Source organism: Paenibacillus sp. JZ16 (assembly GCF_015326965.1).
Classification (GTDB): Bacteria; Bacillota; Bacilli; order Paenibacillales; family Paenibacillaceae; genus Paenibacillus_AQ.
Window position 1 is genome coordinate 6,490,780 of sequence record NZ_CP017659.1, and the last position, 21,579, is coordinate 6,512,358.

The following is a 21,579-nucleotide window of genomic DNA, read 5'->3' on the forward strand; positions in this document are numbered from 1 at the left end:
GGGGGACGCCGATGGATGCCAAAGCGGCGGCCAAGGCGGTTAAGCAGGGAGAGGTGTCTGCCGTCTATTTGTTGTATGGCAGCGAGAAATTTCAAATGAAGGAATTCGCCGAATTTCTGGAAGCCCAGCTAATCCCGAAAGAAGACCGTGATTTTGCCCTCGTTCATATGGATTTAGGGGAAGTTCCGATTCAAACCGTTATTGAAGAAGCGGAGACGGTTCCTTTTATGGTTCAAAAAAAACTGATCATGGTCAGGGATACGGCTTTTTTTACCGCAGCAAAAGATAACGGGAAAGTGGATCATCGTCCAGAGGCTTTGCTGGACTATTTGACCAATCCTGCTGATTATAGTGTGATTGTCTTTATGGTTGGACAAGAAAAGCTGGATGAACGGAAGAAGGTAGTCAAGGCAGTCAAGAAATCGGGGGTTGCTTTGTCCTTCATGCCTTTGGGCGGGGAGGATTTGCTTCGCTGGGTGGACAAGCAGGTAAAGAAAAGCGACTGCACGTTGCGGGAAGGTGCGGCGGAAGCGATCGTGCGAAATGCGGGAACCAGCCTTCAGGCATTATCAGGTGAGATCGAAAAGCTGTGCTTATATGCTGGCGCTGGCGGTGTGATTGATGTCGCAACCGTGGAAATGCTGGTGGCGCGCAGTACGGAACAGAATGTATTTGCGCTTGTAGAGGATATTGCGAATCTTCGATTGGACAAGGCGCTCGGAATTTATTACGAACTGCTGAAGCAGCGCGAAGAGCCGATCAAGATTGCTGCGCTGATTACCAGACAGTTCCGGATTATTCTGCAGGTGAAGACTTTATCCACCCAGAGCTACTCACAGCAGCAAATTGCTTCCCAGATCGGATTGCATCCCTATGCGGTGAAGATTGCGGGCGAGCAAGCCCGAAAGTTTGAGACAGCTCGCCTTGAAGGCATACTGAACCATCTGGCGAATCTGGATTACCAGATGAAGACCGGGGCCGTGGATAAGGTGCTGGGCATTGAATTGTTTTTGCTGCGGCTTGGGGCGTAAAGACCATCCGCAACAAGTTAAGAGCGTACGGCTGCAGGAGCAGTCATACGCTCTTTTTCTTTAGAAATCCGAAAGCATGGACAACAGAAGCTCGCCTTCCTGATCCAGCAAGAAACGTCCGCTATAAAGCGGTCTGTCTACCGAGAAGAGCACGTCGAAATGTACCACAAAAAGCCCTGAGCAGCGTGAACTGTTCAGGGCTTTTTCCATGTCGTATTCAACAAACGTTACTTACGCTTGGGACGTAAGAGCGTTCAGTCTTTTCGCCAGACGGGACTTTTTGCGGGCAGCTGCGTTCTTATGGATCAGGCCCTTCGTAACGGCTTTATCAAGCTTCTTGGAAGCAGCTTGGAAAGCAACTTTAGCAGCTTCGATTTCTGTACCGTTCAACGCTACGTCAGCAGTTTTAACAGCTGTGCGAAGCGCGGATTTTTGAGAAATGTTAAGCGCGTGGCGTTTGTCACTTGTCTTTACACGTTTAATCGCGGATTTGATGTTTGGCATTACATTCACCTCCTGTAAGGCATTTCAATAGAGCGAAATGATTCACAACTTAAAATATTTTAGCATGGGGGTGGACAAAAAGCAATACTCATTCGGACTTCTGCATAATCTCTCCTTTACTCTCGCACACTACTAGCAATATGAGGAGGAGTGTGAATTTAGATGGATCTGGATCTGCAAAAATATTCGGTCCGAACGGACCTGGCGGTGGAATCAAGAGAACTGGCGGGAGGAAAAGGCAATGCGCCCATTCCTGGTGTGATGGAGGATGTGGTGCAGGAGGACGGAATCAAGATTACAAGGCTGGACGTGGAGAACGAAGCAGCCTCTACGCAAATCGGCAGAGTGAAGGGCCATTACGTCACGTTGGAGGTGCCCGATCTTCGCAAGGGGGATACGGAGCTTCAAGATCAGGTGTCCGTTGTCTTCGCCCGTGAGTTCGAGGCATTCATGTCCCGGATCGGGATCGGACCCAAGGCAAGCGTGCTCATTGTCGGGCTTGGCAACTGGAATGTGACGCCGGATTCGCTGGGACCGCTTGTGGTGGAGAACGTGATGGTCACCCGTCAGTATTTCGAGCTTATGCCGGATCGGGTAGCGCCAGGTTATCGTCAGGTTAGTGCCGTAGCGCCTGGTGTGCTCGGTCTGACAGGGATTGAATCCAGCGAAACGGTTCAAGGGATCGTGGAACAAATCCGTCCTGACCTGATCATCGCCATTGATGCTCTGGCTTCGCGTTCGCTGGAGCGTGTGAATACGACCATCCAGATTGCGGATATCGGGATCCACCCCGGCTCTGGTGTCGGCAATAAACGCAAGGGATTGACGCAGGAGATTCTTGGAGTTCCCTGCATTGCCATCGGTGTTCCAACCGTCTGCTATGCTTCCACCATCGTTAATAACGCAATTGAGCTCATGAAGTCCCATTTTGGCGAAGGTGCGCCGGAGACGGGCAAAATTATGGGTATGCTCCATGATATACCCGAAGGTGAGCGCCTCGCGCTGGTGAAGGAGGTGCTGGAGCCGCTGGGCCATGACCTTATCGTAACGCCTAAGGAGATTGACGAATTTATAGAGGACATCGCCAATATCGTCGCAACCGGCCTGAACGCAGCGCTGCATGAGGCTGTGGATCCCGGCAATGTAGGTGCGTACACGCACTAACCCGGTATAAAAGCTCCGAATCTATCGGAGCTTTTATATTTTTCATGGATCTAGTTCTATCGATTCTCCCCGGTTCATAGATTTGAAATATAAGAGATTACGAAAGTCGCGGGAACGGCGGAATGATGGCCGGATAGGTCCCGGCGAACCGAGGAGGACATCGTTATGAACAATCGCAAGTTTCGCATCTGGAATATTGCCAGACTAAAACGGAAGGTCATGGAAGGTCTGAGCATGGGTCGAACGCTCATTATATTGATGCTTGGCTCTCTTATATTTTTTATTTTGCTAGGGCTCGGAGGGATGGCGGAACAGCGGATGAATTCCTCGCCCGTGTCGTCCATGAAAGGATTGGCCGCTTCGTTATCCAGCCATTTTTTCATCGATATGATCGGCATGGAGATGCCGCATATGACGGCTTCCAAAGAGACCTCAAGCTTCTCCGGCGAGAAAATGTCGACCTTCGTCTTTGAACTGCTTACGAGCGTGAACCCGAGGGACCCGAAAAGCCTGCTTGCGGGCGAATTGCCCGGCATGAAGGCAAATCAACCGGTGCAGCTGTCACATGGCTCCGGGAACGAGGATGGGGAAGCACCGGCGGATTACCGGCCGGATCCAGCCGAGGAGCAGGCGGAAGGCGACCCTGCTGATGCCGGGGAAGAGCCGCCGCAAGGCGGTCGGGGTATCGGCAATGAAGATAACGGCGAGGATGTCCCGGATCAGGGCACGGAAGACGAGCCTGGCAGTAAGAATGACCCTGGAAGCACCTCCAAGGATGGAAAGTCTACGAATGGAAAGAAAGCCGTACTCATCTATCATTCGCACCCACAGGAAGCATATAACCCGCTGCTAACGCATCCATCCGATAATCCGGGGGCTGTATCCCCAAGCAAGAACGTCATGCTGGTGGGCAGCTTTCTGAGTAAAAGACTTGAGGCCAACGGAATTGGGACCCTGCATGATAAAAGTGACTATCAATCTACCATTGAAGGATACAATTATAACTTTTCTTATAAATACTCGCGCCAGATGGTCATGGAGGCCATGTCCCAGAACGACGGCATTCATTACCTGATCGATATCCATCGGGATTCGCAGCGGTATAACAAAACGACGGCAACCGTAAACGGCGTTAACTACGCCAAGGTTTACTTCATCATCGGTCATGCGAACGAGAACTGGAGACAGAACGAGGCGTTTGCAAGCAAAATCAATGCCAAGCTGGAAAAATCCTATCCTGGGGTGTCTCGAGGCGTGTGGGGCAAATCAGCGGATCAAGGGAACGGGGAATATAATCAATCCCTGTCGCCAAACAGTATTCTGATCGAAATCGGCGGCATCGATAATACGAAGGAAGAATTGCAGCGGACAGCTGAAGCGTTGGCGGACATCATTGCAGATGTGTACTGGCAGGAGCAAGAGGCGGAGAAAGCCAGCGTGAAAAAAGACAACGATCAAACGAAGAAGCAGTCCGTTTCCGCGGGAACCAAGGGCGGAAGCAAAAAAGGAACAGAGGATCAAGCAGCCAAAGCAGGCTAACAGCTCGGCGGTAAGTGCAAGTGCGCCAAGTGTGAACGGGTAAATCGGGGAGGGACTCAGTGATGTCAAGAATGGGAAAACGGTTGGTGGCTCTTATCATATGGACAGGCATCGGCATATTGGTCGGCATGCAGCTTGGCGGGGCAAAAGCACCAGTACCGGCAGACGGTACCGGAGCCGTGCAAACTGTGCAGCAAAACCATGCTCAGGATCCGCAAGGCGGGGCTGCTCAAGGGAATGGATGGGGAGGGACACGCAAGACCCCTCCCGTATCAGAGTCCGCTGTTCTAGAAGAAGATGCTCGTAAGACCTTGCCCGAATATGAGCCGACGCCTAGCGACATCCTGCTTCCCGAGCGTTCGCAACCGCCTGCCGATGTGCTGGCCGATAAGACGGCAGGTCTGCTTCAGCAGTTGTCTGACAAAAGCATACGCTGGGTCGTATCGATGTTCGGATCGATCACGGAATAAATTCACCTTTATTCTCAGCATTGCTGTGCATCCCCTCAACTGGTATAATAAGTTGATTCAAACATCTGGTGGTTGTTGGGGGTTAGGCATGACAGACGTACAAGCAAGACAACAAAAAATTCGTAATTTCTGTATCATTGCACATATAGACCATGGGAAATCGACGCTTGCTGACCGTATATTGGAATTTACGGGCGCATTAACTTCGCGTGAAATGCAAGAGCAGGTACTGGATCAGATGGATCTGGAGAGAGAACGCGGGATTACCATCAAGCTGCAGGCGGTTCGCCTGAATTACAAATCCGATGACGGCGAGGAGTATATATTGAATCTGATTGATACTCCAGGGCACGTCGACTTTACGTATGAGGTATCCCGAAGCCTGGCCGCTTGTGAAGGCGCGCTGCTCGTAGTTGATGCTGCACAGGGAATTGAAGCGCAGACATTGGCCAACGTATATCTGGCACTGGATAACAATCTTGAAATTCTGCCTGTCATTAACAAGATAGACTTGCCAAGCGCCGATCCTGAGCGGGTGAAACAGGAAGTTGAGGATGTCATCGGTCTGGATGCCAGCGATGCCGTATTAGCTTCTGCCAAGGCCGGCATCGGAATCAAGGAAATTCTGGAGCAGGTGGTTCAGAAAGTTCCTGCGCCAACCGGCGATTCGGAAGAACCGCTGAAAGCGCTGATTTTCGACTCCCATTATGATCCTTACAAAGGCGTTATCGTATATGTGCGCGTTATTGACGGAAGCATTAAAGCCGGCTCCAAGATCAAAATGATGGCTACCGGCAAAACCTTCGAGGTCATTGAGGTGGGGGCGTTTAAGCCGCGCATGTCCATCGTGGACGAGCTTAACGTCGGCGATGTCGGTTTCATCGTGGCTGGTATCAAGAGCGTTGGCGATACGCAGGTCGGTGATACGGTAACGGATGCCAAGCGTCCGACGGCCCAGCCGCTTCCGGGTTACCGCAAAATCAACCCGATGGTATTCTGCGGACTGTATCCAATCGAAACGTCAGACTACAATGATCTGCGCGAGGCGCTCGAGAAGCTGCAGCTTAATGATGCATCGCTCAGCTTTGAGCCGGAGACATCCAGCGCGCTCGGATTCGGTTTCCGTTGCGGATTCCTTGGCCTGCTGCACATGGATGTCATCCAGGAGCGGATTGAACGAGAGTTTAACATACCGCTGATTACGACTGCGCCGAGCGTTATTTACCGCATTACGCTGACGAACGGAGAGCAGATCCAGATCGATAACCCGTCTCATTATCCTGAGGTGGGCAAGGTCGATTATGTCGAAGAGCCTTATGTTAAAGCAGGCATTATCGTTCCGAACGATTATGTCGGAGCGATCATGGAACTCTGCCAGAATAAACGCGGCGAATTCGTAAACATGGAATACCTGGACACAACGCGCGTTACCATTACCTATGAAATTCCGCTGTCGGAAATCGTGTATGATTTCTTCGACCAGTTGAAATCGAGCACCAAAGGATATGCTTCATTCGATTACGAGTTGTCCGGGTACCGTCGATCCAATCTGGTCAAAATGGACATTTTGCTCAATGCCGAGCAGGTGGATGCCTTGTCCTTTATCGTGCACAAGGACCGTGCTTATCACCGCGGACGTGCGATTTGCGAGAAGCTGCGTGAGCTGATTCCTCGTCAAATGTTCGAAGTGCCGATTCAAGCTTCTGTCGGTACCAAGGTTGTTGCCCGTGAAACGGTTAAAGCGATGCGCAAAAACGTCCTTGCCAAGTGTTACGGCGGTGACATCTCCCGTAAACGGAAACTCCTTGAGAAGCAGAAGGAAGGTAAGAAACGGATGAAGCAAGTTGGCAGCGTTGAAGTGCCGCAGGAAGCCTTCATGGCGGTACTGAAAATCGACGACAAGTAAATTTTGCATAGGAATGCCAGCCCAAGAGTTAACAGGGTAGGCTGTCCTGCGTATATAGTCTTATGAAGTAAATGATGGGAAAGCCGATTCTCGGCTTTCCTTTCTTTCATTCCAAGAAGCATAGCGTTATAGTAGAGAAGGAACCTTCGAGAAGTTACTTAAAGTAAGTCATGCCAGAGGTGTACATGAGGGGGCAAGAAAAGAATGACGGCAAACGATCAACGGACGGAAGCGGTGTACATCCACATTCCGTTTTGCACCAATAAATGTTTTTACTGCGACTTCAATTCCTACGTGTTGAAAGATCAGCCGGTAATGGATTATCTGCGCGCGCTGGATAAGGAAATGGAGCTGACCGTTCAGGCTAACCCGCCTGGACGAATCAAAAGCATATTTGTAGGCGGCGGGACTCCAACGGTGCTGAAGCCGGATGAAATGGAATACTTCTTGCAGAGCGTGAAGCGCCATTTTCCGGAATGGTCCGATGACATTGAATTTTCGATGGAAGCCAATCCCGGCACTACGGATTTGGAGAAGCTGTCCGTCATGCGCGAGGGCGGCGTGAACCGCATCAGCTTCGGGGTGCAGGCCTTCCAGAACAGCTTGCTGACCGGCATCGGTCGGATTCATGATACGGATGATGTGTATCGAAGTCTCGAGAACGCCAGAAGAGCAGGCTTTGATAACATGTCCATCGATTTGATGTTCGGGCTCCCGAACCAAACCTTGGACATGCTTGCGGAAAGCGTGGATAAGGCGCTGGAGCTTGGACTCCCGCATTATTCAATCTACAGCCTGAAGGTTGAAGAAAACACGCTGTTCCATACGATGTACCAGCGAAACCAGCTGCCGCTTCCGGATGAGGAGGACGAGCTGAATATGTATCTTCTATTAATGGAGCGGATGCAGGCTGCCGGATATAAACAGTATGAGATCAGTAATTTTGCCAAACCCGGCTTTGAGAGCCGGCATAATATGACGTATTGGCGCAACGAGGATTATTATGGCTTGGGCGCGGGAGCGCACGGATACATTGGTCGTCAGCGCCATGTAAACATTAAAGGCGTCAACCCATATAATGAAGCAGCGAATCAAGGACTTCCGCGATTGGAGAGTTTTGAGGTATCAAGAGAAGAAGCGATGGAGGATTTCCTCATGGTTGGGCTCCGAGTCCTGGATGGCGTTTCGCGCAGCCGGTTCCGGCAGCAATTCGGGATTTCTATGGAAGAGGTATTCGCCGGCCCGCTGAATAAAATGGTAGGTGCGGGACTACTCGATTCCACGGATGATGGATATAAACTGAGCAGTAAAGGCATTCTGTTCGGCAACGATGTGTTTGCCGAATTTATAGGCAGCTTGTCAACAAATTAATCTATTGAACTTATATGCGCTCTGTTGTATATTTATTCATAACATGACGGAGCGTGTAAAGGGGAGACGGACAACAATGTCGGCGGTATGCAGAAAGGCGAAGTTAGAAGATGTCGAGCCGCTGTATCAGATGATTCAGGGTTATGCGGAAAAGGGCATTATGCTGCCCCGGTCCAAAAAAGTGCTGGAGAAACAGATCGGGGAATTCGTTGTGGCCGAATCCGAAGGGAACGTGATCGGCTGCGGTTCCTTGTGCCAGCTGGGAAATGATCTGGTAGAGATTCGTTCACTCGGCATCTCCGATGGTTATAAAGGGCAAGGAATCGGCTCCATGCTGGTGGATTCCCTTCTCGAAGAAGCGAAACGGCGCGAGCTCCCGAAAGTGATGGCCTTGACGTACGAGGTATCCTTTTTCATCAAAAACGGCTTTGCCGTTGTGGAAAAGGAGATTTTCCCGGAGAAAGTGTGGACCGACTGCATTCACTGCAAGAAGCAGCACGCTTGTGACGAAATAGCTGTTCTTAAAGTACTGAACTGACTTGACAATCCTCAGGTCGGTTTGGTATTTTTGTTATATCGGTTAGCACTCGATGGCGATGAGTGCTAACGAAAGTGAAATTAAGCAGTCAGCAAGGAGGGGAGCGACATATTAACAGATCGTCAACGCATGATTTTGAATGCCATTGTGGATGACTATATCCGTTCTGCCGAGCCGGTTGGTTCAAGAAGCATTTCCAAACGCGGGGATGTCGGATACAGTCCGGCAACCATTCGTAACGAGATGGCTGATCTGGAGGAACTCGGATTTCTGGAGCAGCCTCATACATCAGCTGGACGAATTCCGTCACATAAAGGATATCGTTATTATGTTGATCATCTCACGTCGTCGTTTTCCTTGAACCCTGCGGAACTGCATATGATGAAATCCTTTTTTGCAGAAAAGCTGAACGTGATGGAGCAGATGATACAGCATACAGCTGGCATTCTGTCTCAAATGACTAATTACACTTCCATCCTGCTGGGACCGGAAGTTTTTCATACGTCTTTGCGTCATTTCCAGCTTCTTCCTCTCCATGAGGATCAAGCGGTAGCCATCATCGTAACCAGCACAGGGCAAGTCGAGAACAAGATTGTTTCGATTCCGCAGGGTGTGTCCGTTTCCGATCTGGAGCAAGTGGTCAATCTTCTGAACAAGAAGCTGGTCAACGTGCCTCTATATAAACTCAAGACCCGTTTGTATACGGAGATTGGCGAGGAAATGCAGCGGCATATTTCACATTATGAAGACCTCATGAGTATGCTGGATATCGCCCTTAACAATGAACCGGACCATCGCGGCGTATATCTTAGCGGCACGACCCACATGCTGAATCAGCCGGAGTTCAAGGATGTGGATAAGGTAAGGGAGATTTTCGAGCTTCTGGAACAGACACCCGCACTGTTGAAACTCATGGCTCCTGCTCCCGGTGAGCATGGTGTCCAAGTGAAGATCGGTACGGAAAATACGCATGAAGCGATTTCCAATTGCAGTTTGATTACTGCGACTTATTCGATAGATGGAAAAGCGCTCGGTTCGATTGGTATTCTCGGTCCTACAAGAATGGAATATGCACGGGTGATCGGCATCTTGAATGTGTTATCCCATGATCTGACGAAGCTGCTGTCACACTGGTACAAATAAAGGAGTGAGACAGATGAGCCAAGGACAACATAGCCAAGTGGACGGAGATGAACGTTATTCTACGCTATTAAACAACAGTAATGCCGTCCGGGCCGTCACGTCCGCTGTAGAAGGCACGCTTGGACCGAAGGGGCTCGACGTGATGCTGGTAGGTCCCCGCGGCGAAGTGGTCATTACCAATGACGGGGTAACGATTCTGGATAAAATGGATGTCACCCACCCGGCTGCCCGCCTTCTCATTCAGGTGGCAAGAGCGCAGCAGGAGAAAATCGGCGACGGAACCACAACGGCTACCGTGCTTGCAGGCGCACTTGTGCAGGAAGGGGTTTCCCGCATCACCCGCGGGGTGCCTGCATCCAAGGTGGTGGAGGGGCTGCGTCAAGGAATCGAGAAGTCGATGGAGCTGTTAACAAAGCGGGTTCGGCTGATCGACGGATTGGATGATCCGCTGCTGGAACGGACGGTGTACGTTGCGGGGCGTGAACGGAAGGACATCGTGGAGCTGATTATGCAAGCTGCGAGGAAAGCCGGAATCACCCGTCTTCAGGATCCTTCCTACTCGCTCGCGGACAGTATAATTGCCCTGGAGAATGCCGAGAATGAAGTGTTTGAGGGGGTTCTGCTCCGGCAGCGACCGATCTTCGCCCGCGAGTCCAGGTCCTATGACGATGCAAAAGTGTTGGTGCTGTTTGATTCCCTGGAGCCGGATGAGATCGATGAAGAGGCGCTCACAACCGAAGCCGGATTTGCGCAATATATGGATCTCCGAAAAGTGTTCGCTTCAGATTTGGAGAGATTGTCCGAGCTGTCCGTAAAACTCATCCTGCTTGAAAAAGGCATCCACCCGGATGCGGAGCAGTTTTGCCTGGATCACGGCATGATGGTTGTACCGCGCGTCTCCCGTGCGGATCTTCGCCGGGTAAGCGACATGACGGGAGCTACTCCCATACGCCGCAAGGCGTTACATAAAGACTCGAAGGAGCTTGCGGTCCTTCTGGGTGATACCCCGCGTGTCGCTTATGATGAAGGCATCGAGAAAATCCGGCTGTCCTGCGGCAGCCAAGACAAGGACCGTATCGTGACGGTCATTGTTGGGGCAAGCACTTCCGAGGTCGTAGGCGAAGCGGCCAGAATCGCTGGGGATGCGGCCTCGGCACTGCAGGCTGCCGTTTCCGGAGGGGTGCTTCCGGGCGGCGGGACAAGCGAACTCGCGGTGTCCTACGAGTTGGAACGGATCCGGGAGGCTCAGAAAGGCATGGAAGCCTTCGGCATGGAAGCCGTTTCGGCGGCTTTGCGCAAGCCGATGTCGCAGATACTTCTCAATGCCGGTTACAACCCGCTCGAGAAGATGGAAGAAGTGCGCGCTGCGCAAATCCGTGCAGACTCTGATTGCATGGGTATTGATTGCGACAGCGGCCGGGTTGTCGATTATGAGGAGCTGGGCGTGCTGGATCCGGCACCGGTTAAACTTCACGGCTTGCGGGCAGCCGGTGAAGTCGCAGCAGCCGTGCTGCGGATTCATCACGTCATCAAGATGAAAGAAATAGGCGAATAACGCTTAAGGTATAGAACAAATCACGGATAGACTGTTTTAGACTATGAAGGAGGTGAAGGCGTCTTGAATAAAGAGCATAAGGATGCCGTTCAAGATACAGTTACAGAAGAAATGATGGAAGAAACTTTGGAGAACACGCCAAATACGGGTGAGAGCGGGTCTGCAGAGGAAGCCGTAAATCCCGAACAGGAGATTCCTGTAACGGAATCGGCGGATGAAGCAGGTTCAGCAGAGCTTGAGAAGCTTCAGGCTGAGGTGCTGGAGCACCAGCAGCGTACCCTGCGAGTTCAAGCGGATTTTGACAACTTCCGTCGTCGCACCCAGAAGGAGAAAGAAGATCTGGGCAAATATGCATCTTCCAAACTGATTACGGAGCTTCTGCCCGTCATCGACAATTTTGAGCGTGCCCTTCAGGCATCCGAGGAGAACCCGGAGTTTGAATCCTTCTCCAAGGGAGTCAGCATGATCTTCCGCCAGTTGGAATCGGTCCTTGCTACCGAAGGCTTGACCGCGATGAAGAGTGTAGGCGAGCCGTTCAATCCGGAGTATCACCAAGCGATCATGCAGGTGGAAAGCGATGAATACGAGGAAGGCATCGTGGTTGAGGAAGTGCAGAAGGGGTATAAGCTTAAAGATAAAGTGTTAAGACCTGCGATGGTTAAAGTGAGCATGTAAGCGACTTTCGATAGTCGTTTATCATATAAAAAATTGATGAAGATCATGCGAGGATTCGTGTGAATGAATAAGGAGGAAATTTTTACATGAGCAAAGTTATTGGTATCGACTTAGGAACAACCAACTCCTGCGTAGCCGTAATGGAGGGTGGGGAAGCAGTAGTTATTCCGAATCCGGAGGGTGCTCGTACGACTCCATCCGTTGTCGGATTTAAGAAAGACGGCGAGCGTATCGTTGGGGATACAGCGAAACGTCAAGCGATCACCAACCCGGATCGTACCATTATCTCTATTAAGCGTCATATGGGTACAAATCACAAAGAATCCATCGACGGCAAAGACTACACGCCGCAAGAAATCTCTGCTATCATTCTGCAGAAGCTGAAATCCGATGCGGAAGCTTATCTGGGCCAACCAGTAACCCAGGCGGTTATTACGGTTCCTGCATACTTTAATGACAGCCAGCGTCAAGCGACCAAGGATGCCGGTAAAATCGCGGGTCTTGAAGTGCTGCGTATCGTCAACGAGCCGACCGCTGCTGCATTGGCTTACGGCATGGAGAAATCCGAAGACCAAACCATCCTGGTATATGACCTTGGCGGCGGTACATTCGACGTTTCCATTCTAGAACTGGGCGATGGCTTCTTCGAAGTAAAAGCAACCAGCGGGGACAACCAGCTTGGCGGCGACGACTTTGACCAAGTGATCATTGACTACCTGGTAGCCGAATTCAAGAAAGAGCAAGGCATCGATCTCAGCAAAGACAAAGCAGCTGTTCAACGTCTGAAAGACGCTGCGGAAAAAGCGAAAAAAGAATTGTCCGGCGTACTGACAACCACGATTTCGCTGCCGTTCATCACCGTTGCTGACGGCGTGCCTCAGCATCTTGAGATTAACCTGACTCGTGCTAAATTCGAAGAATTGTCTGCTTCCCTGGTAGAGCGTACGCTTGGCCCGACTCGTCAAGCGCTTAGCGATGCAGGTTTGACCGCTAACGATATTCACAAAATCGTCCTTGTCGGCGGTTCCACTCGTATTCCTGCCGTACAGGAAGCGATTAAGAAATTGACAGGAAAAGAGCCTCACAAAGGCGTAAACCCTGACGAAGTGGTTGCGCTTGGAGCAGCCGTTCAAGCCGGCGTATTGACAGGTGACGTTAAAGACGTTGTGTTGCTCGACGTAACTCCGTTGTCCCTCGGTATCGAAACCGCAGGCGGCGTATTCACCAAAATGATCGACCGCAACACGACGATTCCAACAAGCAAATCCCAAGTATTCTCCACGTATGCCGATAATCAGCCGAGCGTTGAAATTCACGTGCTGCAAGGTGAACGCGAAATGGCTGCCGGCAACAAAACGCTGGGACGCTTCATGCTTGGAGACATTCCTCCAGCACCGCGCGGCGTGCCGCAAATCGAAGTTACCTTTGACATCGATGCGAACGGTATCGTAAACGTATCGGCGACGGATAAAGGTACTGGCAAGAGCCAGAAGATCACGATCACGTCCTCCAGCGGCTTGAGCGATGCTGAAGTTGAGCAAATGATGAAGGACGCTGAGCTTCATGCTGAAGAAGACCGTAAACGCAAAGAGCTGGTAGAAGCTCGCAACAATGCGGACCAACTCGTATACACGACCGAGAAAACACTCAAGGATCTAGGCGACAAAGTCGACGCTTCCGAAGTGGAAAAAGCGAACGAAGCGAAAGACAAAGTGAAGAAGGCCCTTGAATCCGATAACCTCGAAGAGATTAACGCTTCGGTAGAGGAGTTGACCCAAATCGTACAGCAGCTGTCCGTAAAGCTGTATGAGCAAGCAGCACAACAGGAACAGCAAGGTGCTGAAGGTGCTGACGCCGGCGCTCCTAAGAAAGACAATGTCGTAGATGCAGATTACGAGGTTGTTGACGAAGATAAAAACAAAGGTTAATCTGAATAGATTGTATGGGAAGGTCAAAGCTGCGCATCTTCGCACTTTGGCTTTCCTTATGTAAAAGAGTAATAAAGAGATTGGGGTGAAACCGTGGCTGATAAGCGTGATTATTATGAGGTGCTCGGTGTCGGCAAGGATGCATCGGACGATGAAATCAAGAAGGCGTACCGCAAAATGGCTCGCCAATATCATCCGGACGTGAACAAAGCGGCTGACGCGGAAGCCAAATTCAAGGAAGTGAAAGAGGCTTACGATGTATTGAGCGATGGTCAGAAGCGTGCGCAGTATGACCAGTATGGTCATATCGATCCGAACCAAGGTATGGGCGGAGGCGGTTTCTCCGGTGATTTCGGCGGTTTTGGAGATATATTCGATATGTTCTTTGGCGGTAATGGTCGCCGTGATCCGAATGCGCCTCAGCGGGGGAACGATCTGCAATATACGATGACGGTTGAATTTAAGGAAGCGGTATTCGGTAAGGAAACGGATATCACCATTCCGAGAACGGAGACATGCGATACATGTCACGGCTCCGGTGCGAAGCCGGGCACGCAGCCGCATACATGTTCGGTGTGTAACGGCAGCGGGCAGCAAGAAGTCGTGCAAAATACGCCGTTTGGACGTATGGTAAACCGTCGCGCTTGCTCGAACTGTAACGGAACAGGGAAAATCATCAAAGACCGCTGCTCGACTTGTAACGGCAACGGCAAAGTGAAGAAGCAGCGCAAGATTCATGTTCGCGTGCCTGCTGGTGTGGACGACGGAGCTCAGCTTCGCATGACAGGTGAAGGCGAAGGCGGCTTCCGCGGCGGTCCGGCCGGTGACTTGTATATCGTCATCCGCGTGAAGCCGCATGACTTCTTCGAACGCGAAGGGGACGACATTTATTGCGAAGTGCCGCTTACCTTTGCTCAGGCTGCGCTTGGCGACGAGATTGAGATCCCGACGCTGACGGAGAGAGTGAAGCTGAAGATTCCGGCCGGTACGCAGACGGGAACCTTCTTCCGCTTGAAAGGCAAAGGGGTGCCTCGGCTTCGCGGCATGGGACAGGGTGACCAGCACGTCAAGGTTGTGGTCGTTACGCCAAGCAAGCTGAGTGATGATCAGAAAGAGCTGCTTCGTCAGTTTGCTTCCCTTGATGGCGAACAGACCCATGAGCAGGAACAGTCTTTCTTTGACCGTGTTAAAAAAGCATTCCGCGGTGACTAATACAAACTTATGGGGTTACCCCCCCTCATAGCTTAAAGAACAGCAGCAGGCTTAAGGTGATCAACCTTCGGCCTGCTGTTTTTTTGTTTCTGGGGACGGAAGGGAGCTTTAGGTGGTCTGCCAGCTTAAACAGCCGATTCCTCAAGAATAAAACACTTGACGATGAAGCAACCTAGGGAAGTTCCATCTAGGAAGTTGCAATCTTGAATTAGGAAATGCAGGTGAAATGAAGTGGCAGAGAAAAATATTTTGGCGTATTTTAAAAGCCCGGAAGAAGCCCAGCATGCTGCCCGCAAATTGCAGTCGCTGCGCGTTGCCGATATGTCCATCGACCGGTTTAGCGCCGATCCCGGCGGGGAGCTCAACAATCCGATGAATCCGTTGACAGGCAACATTGCAAGCTTAACAACGCTGACCTTAAATGCGGATATTTCGGGGCCGGGAGCCGGAATTCTCGGGGCAGCGGATCCGTCCGCCAGCGGGATGAGCAGCGGCGGGGAGGACGGAACCGAAGGCCGGGATATTTTGCTGACGGTTGTATTGGACGAAGGCGTATTTCCGCAAGCCATGCGGCTAATCGAAGAATCCGGCGGCATGATTTAAGGTAAGGACGGCTCTGATCTTTATTTTGGAAAGGAGAACGGTATTCATGATGAGACGCGTAAAAAAAGGGAAAATCTCGAGCAAAACCGAGAAAATGATTGCCCTTCAATCCGCTAAGGCGGAGGATGTTGAATTTTCGGCCATGGAAGCCGATCACGATGATGTGGAAGCGCTGCGCAGAAGCGAGGCGGCGGATGAACGCCAATTGAAGAAAATTCTCGATGAAACCAGTAAAAATGTAGATTAGTCGTTATGGCTTCAGCGTTTGGAAGAGCCCTCTTACCTTTCTTGTTACGGAGGTGGTAAGCAGGGCTTTTTTGTTGAAGAGATAAGAAAGTATAAACTTCGGAGGATAGCCATCCTTATTCCGCAAGTAAAACTTCCGCCATATGAGGTCTGTCTTCTGTGAAAGTACGCTGATAGACGTATTCCGCATTTGACCGATTTGTAAGTAAAGTCCTCATGGTATTTTAGTACAAACTTTGTATCCGGGGTCCTCAATATAGTACAATAATAACTATGTATGAATGAGGAGGAACAGTAGCACATGTTATGGCATGAATTAACGATACATACCACGGAGGAAGCCGTGGAGATGATTACGAATTTCCTGCATGAGGCGGGAGCCGGAGGCGTTTCGATCGAAGAATCCGGTACGACAAACAAGAAGCGGGACACATCCCTTGGACAGTGGTTTGATGAGATCGTTCCGTTTAACGATATTCCTGAAGGGCAAGCCGTAATCAAAGGGTACTTTGATGAGACGGTGACCCTGGAAGCGATCCGTGATGAGATAACGCCGCGCGTGAATGAACTGAAGGAATTTGGGATTGATACAGGTGAAGTCAGGTACGAGATGAAGACCGTCGATGAGAATGAATGGGCAACGGCCTGGAAGCAGTATTTCAAACCGATCCGTGTATCCGAGCGATTGACAATCAAGCCGACATGGGAAGAGTACACGCCGGAATCCGATCAAGAATCGATTATTGAGCTGGACCCGGGCATGGCCTTCGGCACTGGAACGCATCCGACGACTTCGTTATGCTTGCGCACACTCGAGATGGTGATCAAGGGTGGAGAGGAAGTCATAGATGTCGGGACAGGCTCTGGCATACTTTCCATCGGCGCCGCGCATTTGGGAGCGTCACGGATACTGGCTCTCGATCTGGACCCGGTTGCTGTATCCAGCGCAATGGAGAATACCCGTCTTAACGGTTTGGAAGATCGGATTACGGTCAAGGAAAGCGATCTGCTCTCTGTAATCACCAATCAATCCGATTCATCCGATCTGGGCGTGACGCTTCCGGTACAAGTTGTAGTGGCTAACATTTTGGCTGAGGTCATCCTGTTGTTTGTAGACGATGTATACCAGGCTCTTCGGCCGGGAGGCGCTTATATCGCCTCGGGCATTTACAAGAACAAAGAAGAGATCGTAGAAAAGGCGCTGATTGCCTCCGGTTTCGAAATTGCCGACATCTGCCGCGAGGATGATTGGGTTGCGTTCGTGGCGAGGAAAAACTGATTATGGAGTTTTTGGACCAACTGTTATTTTATCCGCTGGAACAACTTCCTTTTTATCTGATTGCTTTAATTATTGCCTTTACCGTGCATGAATTCTCGCATGCCTATTTTGCGAATAAATTCGGAGACCCAACGGCCAAGCTGCTGGGAAGGGTTACACTGAATCCGGCGGTACATTTTGATTTTCTGGGGATTATTCTCTTGCTGATTGCAGGTTTCGGCTGGGCAAGGCCGGTACCGATCAATCGCGAGAACTTCAGCAACCCGCGCCGAATGAGCATCATTGTGGCGGCGGTGGGTCCGCTGAGTAATCTTATGTTAGGTATACTTGGTGCGCTCATTTATGCTGTTCTGTACCAAACCGGGATTATTCCTCCAGAGGGAATTACCAAGACGGATCAAGCGGTGCATTTGTTCTTTAATATATTTATATTGCTCAACTTCTTTCTATGTCTGTTCAATCTTGTTCCATTGCCTCCGCTGGACGGCTACAGGGTTCTTGAGAATGCGTTGCCTCCGCGTCTCAGTGCGAGGATTCAGAAGTTTGAGCAATGGTCGATCCTTTTCTTCCTGTTGATCATATTGTTGCCCGTGTTCCAGGATTATACGATCAAGCCCCTGTATGATGCGGCACATGCGCTGTCTTCCAAATTTTTGGACATGTTCATTATGATGACCGGCGGTTACCGGCTCTGATTTACTCTGGTCAGTTAGCACGAAAAGTTGTATGATGGGGTTTGGCGATTTTGGAGTTAGGTGAGGTTAAAGATGCAGCGATATTTTGTCACTCCCGAACAATTCGAGGGAGACCGTGTTGAGATTACGGGCGATGACGCCCGTCATATTACCAAGGTCATGCGAGGCAGGCTTGGTGATAAATTGATTGTAAGCGATGGGGCATCCCGCGAAGCCATGGTGGAGATTGAAAGCATCGAGGCGGCCAGTGTCATTGCAATTGTAATTGAACCCATGGAGATGACCCAGGAACCGCGTCTGCAAGTGAGCATCGCTCAAAGCTTGCCGAAAGGCGATAAGATGGAGACCGTCATCCAAAAGTGTACCGAGATCGGCGCGGTGTCCTTTGTGCCCTTTTTATCGGACAGAACGATTGTTCAGTACGATGCCAAGAAGGAAGGAAAGCGGCTGGAGCGCTGGCGCAAGATTGCGAAAGAGGCGGCTGAACAGGCGCATCGTAACCGGATACCGTCTGTTGAACAGCCTCTGCCTTGGAAAAATCTGCTTGCAGCGTTTTCCGGCTATGATGCCGTATATTTTTGTTATGAAAAAGAGCATGGCTCCCAGCTGAGGGACGTGCTGAAGCCTTTTGTAGAGCAGGCGCTGTCGAATTCGGCCGAGAAGGCGAGCTTGCTGCTGGTCGTTGGACCCGAGGGCGGCTTTACGGAAGAGGAATGCCGAGCAGCCGAAGATGCAGGAGCCGTATCCGTTGGACTTGGAAGACGGATCCTTCGCTGCGAGACTGCCGGCATGACGGCGCTTGCCTGCGCACTATATGAATCTGGAGAAATGGGGGGCGTTTGAACATGCCATCCGTAGCGTTTTATACGTTGGGTTGCAAAGTCAATTTTTACGATACCGAGGCCATCTGGCAATACTTCAAAAATGAAGGCTACGACCAGGTGGACTTCGAACAAACCGCAGATGTTTATTTGATTAACACCTGCCACGTTACCAATACAGGGGATAAGAAGAGCCGTCAGATGATCAGACGCGCGGTTCGCCGCAATCCCGAGGCCATCGTGGCTGTAACGGGCTGCTACGCCCAGACCTCGCCTGCAGAAATTCTGGATATACCGGGTGTGGATCTTGTGATCGGGAACCAGGATCGCGATAAAATCATGGATTTCATCCATGATATTGAAAAGACGCGTCAGCCGATTAATGCTGTTCGCAATATTATGAAGACCCGGGTATTTGAGGAAATGGACGTTCCGGATTTCGCAGAACGCACTCGTGCATTTCTGAAAATCCAGGACGGATGCAACAACTTCTGTACGTTCTGCATTATCCCTTGGTCCCGCGGTTTGTCACGCAGCCGTGATCCGAAGAGCATCATCAAACAGGCGCATCAGTTGGTTGGAGCGGGTTATAAGGAAATCGTGCTGACCGGTATTCACACAGGCGGGTACGGAGATGATCTTGAAGATTACAGATTGTCCGATTTGCTGTGGGATCTTGACCGGGTAGACGGTTTGGAACGGATCCGCATCAGCTCCATCGAAGCAAGCCAGATCGATGAGAAGATGCTGGATGTGCTGAACCGCTCCAGTAAAATGTGCCGCCACCTTCATATTCCGCTGCAAGCGGGGGATGATACGGTACTGAAACGGATGCGCCGTAAATATACAACCGAAGAGTTCTATAACAAGATGGGCTTGATTCGTCAAGCGATGCCCGATGTAGGTATTACGACGGACGTTATCGTTGGCTTCCCTGGCGAAACCGACGAGATGTTCCGTAACGGTTATGATCTGATGAAGGCAATTCAGTTCTCCGAGATGCATGTATTCCCGTATTCGAAGCGTACCGGCACGCCGGCGGCACGGATGGAGGATCAGGTGGACGAGGAAGTGAAGAATGCACGTGTGCATGATTTGATTGACTTGTCAGAGCAGTTGCAGCTTGCTTATGCTGAACGTTTTGTGGGTCAGATTCTGGAAGTGATACCGGAGCGCGAATACAAGGGAGCTCCTAACGGCGGAAAGATGCAGGGGTACAGCGATAATTACCTGCAGCTTGTATTCAACGGATCGCCTGATCTCGAAGGCAAACTGTGCCGCGTAAAAGTAACCAAAGCCGGTGTGAATGAATGCGAGGGTGAACTCCTCAGCGTCATGGATCATGGACTAAAGGCAGCTGCCCAGTAATTCCAATAGCGGCCATACCAGACAAGGATTTCATTTCCTGGCTACCGGAAGTGGAATCCTTGTTGTACATGAAGGAGGAATAGGACATGACATATACACAGATTTCCGCAGGCGGCGTGGTATACCGTCATCATGAAGGGGCGCTTCAGATCCAGCTTATTTTGGACCGTTATGGAAAAACCTCGCTTCCCAAAGGCAAGATGGAAGCCGGTGAAACCGTCGAGCAAACGGCACTTCGAGAGATTTGCGAGGAGACAGGTATAGTCGGATCCATCACCTCTCCAGTGGACATTATTGCATATAAATACCATCATCCCGAGTTCGGCCAGGTGGACAAGGAAGTTCATTACTATCTGGTTAAGGCAGAAAAAGGCAGCTTAAAACCCCAAATCGAGGAAATCAACGGGGTGGACTGGTTCGAGCCTTTGGCCGCATGGAGGAAGCAGCGCAGCAACGGATATAATAATAATGATATCATCCTGCGTAAAGCGCTAACGCTGCTCGAGGTTAGCGTTCCTGCGGATGAAGATATGAAATTTTAGGTCTGTGCCCGCTTGTTCCAGAAGGGCAGATAGCATAGTGGGAGCGCGATAAGCGAGCATACGATATTAAACAAGGTTTGCGCATGGGCGATTTGCCCGGCCGGATCCGCTGCTAACCATCCGGATACGGCAGTTAAGCCCGATATGAACGGGGTAAAGAGCAGGACTCCGCCGATATTCAGCCCCATATGGGACCATGCCACGAATCGCCCTGCTCGGGTACTGCCGATGGCTGCTATAAGCGCTGTGGCGCAGGTGCCGACATTGGAGCCAAGAACGATGGCAACGCCGATCTCCGGAGGCAGGGCGCCACTGGCTGCAAGCCCCATAGCCATAGCGATGACAGCGGCACTGCTGTGCATCAGAGCAGTCAATATCGTTCCGGCTGCAATGCCCCAGAGGACGCTCCGCGAAGCCTGGTCCAGGAACCATTGGAACACACCGAGGCTTTGAAGGGTCGGGCCGATGGATTGCATGAATTGTATAGCAAGCAGCACCAGCGAGAATCCGGCGACAGCAAGGCATAAAAACTGGCTGCGGATCAAGTTGTTTTTTAACTTGTCGTAGCTCGAAGGCGCGCGCTCGCTGATGAGTACGGCCCCGACCCATAGCATTAGCGAGAGGACAAGCAGCGGCATGGCGGCTTGTCCAATCTGGAGGCTGATGAGCTCGGTGGTTACCGTTGTGCCGATGTTCGTGCCGAGAATAACGCCCAGGGTACCGGCGAGGCTTAACAATCCGGCATTGGCAAAACCGATTGCCAGCACGGTTACGGCGGTACTGCTTTGCAGCAGCGCCGTAACCGCCGTGCTGGCGATCATGCCCTTAAGGGGCGTAGATGTCGCTTTATGGAGCCACTTATGCAGCAGCGGACCGGCCCAGCGTTGAAGGGCAACCTCCATGACCTTCATGCCGAACAGGAACAGGACAAGACCATAACAGATGGGAAACCAGAGTGAGGATAGCATGATGTTCTCCTTTTTGTGAAA

At 51.0% G+C, this 21,579-nt stretch carries 21 protein-coding genes; 19 read left to right on the forward strand and 2 right to left on the reverse strand.

Translation table 11 applies throughout. From position 1 onward, the window contains the following. The first annotated feature begins 11 nt into the window (after window positions 1-11). Complete coding sequence (gene holA / locus BJP58_RS28970) at window positions 12-1,031, forward strand: DNA polymerase III subunit delta (protein WP_194541617.1); 1,020 nt, start codon at window positions 12-14, stop codon at window positions 1,029-1,031. A gap of 231 nt (window positions 1,032-1,262) precedes the next feature. On the opposite strand, the gene rpsT is transcribed toward holA, so the two are convergent. Next, a complete protein-coding gene (rpsT, locus tag BJP58_RS28975) occupies window positions 1,263-1,535 on the reverse strand; it encodes a 30S ribosomal protein S20 (RefSeq protein WP_053489175.1) in 273 nt (90 codons plus the stop codon). A gap of 162 nt (window positions 1,536-1,697) precedes the next feature. Here rpsT and gpr point away from each other — a divergent pair, with 162 nt between their 5' ends. The 18 genes from gpr to BJP58_RS29065 all read left to right on the forward strand — a co-directional run bounded on the left by gpr (window position 1,698) and on the right by BJP58_RS29065 (window position 20,590). Then, window positions 1,698-2,699: a GPR endopeptidase gene (gpr, locus tag BJP58_RS28980; protein WP_194541618.1), complete on the forward strand. Its 1,002-nt coding sequence runs from the start codon at window positions 1,698-1,700 to the stop codon at window positions 2,697-2,699. Between the two features lie 165 nt (window positions 2,700-2,864). Then, on the forward strand, window positions 2,865-4,238 hold the full coding sequence (locus BJP58_RS28985) for a stage II sporulation protein P (RefSeq protein ID WP_194541619.1): 1,374 nt from the start codon (window positions 2,865-2,867) through the stop codon (window positions 4,236-4,238). A gap of 62 nt (window positions 4,239-4,300) precedes the next feature. Continuing rightward, window positions 4,301-4,708: a hypothetical protein gene (locus BJP58_RS28990; protein ID WP_233354798.1), complete on the forward strand. Its 408-nt coding sequence runs from the start codon at window positions 4,301-4,303 to the stop codon at window positions 4,706-4,708. An 88-nt stretch (window positions 4,709-4,796) separates the two neighbouring features. Then, window positions 4,797-6,614 carry a translation elongation factor 4 gene (gene lepA, locus BJP58_RS28995; RefSeq protein WP_194541621.1) on the forward strand — a complete coding sequence of 606 codons (1,818 nt, stop codon included), beginning with the start codon at window positions 4,797-4,799 and terminating at the stop codon, window positions 6,612-6,614. Between the two features lie 204 nt (window positions 6,615-6,818). Beyond that, window positions 6,819-7,985 carry a radical SAM family heme chaperone HemW gene (hemW, locus tag BJP58_RS29000; RefSeq protein WP_194541622.1) on the forward strand — a complete coding sequence of 389 codons (1,167 nt, stop codon included), beginning with the start codon at window positions 6,819-6,821 and terminating at the stop codon, window positions 7,983-7,985. Between the two features lie 76 nt (window positions 7,986-8,061). Continuing rightward, window positions 8,062-8,523: an N-acetyltransferase gene (locus tag BJP58_RS29005; protein WP_100535892.1), complete on the forward strand. Its 462-nt coding sequence runs from the start codon at window positions 8,062-8,064 to the stop codon at window positions 8,521-8,523. Between the two features lie 108 nt (window positions 8,524-8,631). Continuing rightward, on the forward strand, window positions 8,632-9,666 hold the full coding sequence (hrcA, locus tag BJP58_RS29010) for a heat-inducible transcriptional repressor HrcA (protein ID WP_071222916.1): 1,035 nt from the start codon (window positions 8,632-8,634) through the stop codon (window positions 9,664-9,666). A 13-nt stretch (window positions 9,667-9,679) separates the two neighbouring features. After that, window positions 9,680-11,221: a TCP-1/cpn60 chaperonin family protein gene (locus BJP58_RS29015; RefSeq protein WP_194541623.1), complete on the forward strand. Its 1,542-nt coding sequence runs from the start codon at window positions 9,680-9,682 to the stop codon at window positions 11,219-11,221. A 63-nt stretch (window positions 11,222-11,284) separates the two neighbouring features. Further along, window positions 11,285-11,896, forward strand: coding sequence for a nucleotide exchange factor GrpE (gene grpE, locus BJP58_RS29020; protein WP_194541624.1), 612 nt, complete (start codon window positions 11,285-11,287; stop codon window positions 11,894-11,896). 86 nt (window positions 11,897-11,982) lie between these two features. Beyond that, window positions 11,983-13,824 carry a molecular chaperone DnaK gene (dnaK, locus tag BJP58_RS29025; protein ID WP_194541625.1) on the forward strand — a complete coding sequence of 614 codons (1,842 nt, stop codon included), beginning with the start codon at window positions 11,983-11,985 and terminating at the stop codon, window positions 13,822-13,824. 93 nt (window positions 13,825-13,917) lie between these two features. Beyond that, on the forward strand, window positions 13,918-15,036 hold the full coding sequence (gene dnaJ, locus BJP58_RS29030) for a molecular chaperone DnaJ (protein WP_071222920.1): 1,119 nt from the start codon (window positions 13,918-13,920) through the stop codon (window positions 15,034-15,036). 231 nt (window positions 15,037-15,267) lie between these two features. Then, on the forward strand, window positions 15,268-15,639 hold the full coding sequence (locus BJP58_RS29035) for a hypothetical protein (RefSeq protein WP_113058333.1): 372 nt from the start codon (window positions 15,268-15,270) through the stop codon (window positions 15,637-15,639). Between the two features lie 46 nt (window positions 15,640-15,685). Further along, entirely contained in the window at window positions 15,686-15,886 is a 201-nt protein-coding gene (locus tag BJP58_RS29040) for a YfhD family protein (RefSeq protein ID WP_009590798.1), read from the forward strand. A 300-nt stretch (window positions 15,887-16,186) separates the two neighbouring features. After that, a complete protein-coding gene (prmA, locus tag BJP58_RS29045) occupies window positions 16,187-17,164 on the forward strand; it encodes a 50S ribosomal protein L11 methyltransferase (protein WP_194541626.1) in 978 nt (325 codons plus the stop codon). 2 nt (window positions 17,165-17,166) lie between these two features. Beyond that, a complete protein-coding gene (locus BJP58_RS29050; protein WP_194541627.1) occupies window positions 17,167-17,859 on the forward strand; it encodes a site-2 protease family protein in 693 nt (230 codons plus the stop codon). 72 nt (window positions 17,860-17,931) lie between these two features. Then, the gene (locus BJP58_RS29055; RefSeq protein ID WP_194541628.1) at window positions 17,932-18,702 is read left to right on the forward strand and encodes an RsmE family RNA methyltransferase; all 771 of its coding nucleotides are present in this window, start codon (window positions 17,932-17,934) and stop codon (window positions 18,700-18,702) included. A gap of 2 nt (window positions 18,703-18,704) precedes the next feature. After that, complete coding sequence (mtaB, locus tag BJP58_RS29060) at window positions 18,705-20,048, forward strand: tRNA (N(6)-L-threonylcarbamoyladenosine(37)-C(2))-methylthiotransferase MtaB (protein ID WP_194541629.1); 1,344 nt, start codon at window positions 18,705-18,707, stop codon at window positions 20,046-20,048. A gap of 86 nt (window positions 20,049-20,134) precedes the next feature. Continuing rightward, complete coding sequence (locus BJP58_RS29065; RefSeq protein WP_194541630.1) at window positions 20,135-20,590, forward strand: NUDIX hydrolase; 456 nt, start codon at window positions 20,135-20,137, stop codon at window positions 20,588-20,590. Here the strand turns inward: BJP58_RS29065 and BJP58_RS29070 are convergent. Continuing rightward, a complete protein-coding gene (locus BJP58_RS29070) occupies window positions 20,587-21,558 on the reverse strand; it encodes a Na/Pi cotransporter family protein (RefSeq protein WP_194541631.1) in 972 nt (323 codons plus the stop codon). The two genes, BJP58_RS29065 and BJP58_RS29070, sit on opposite strands and share 4 nt — an antisense overlap. Window positions 21,559-21,579: the final 21 nt, after the last annotated feature.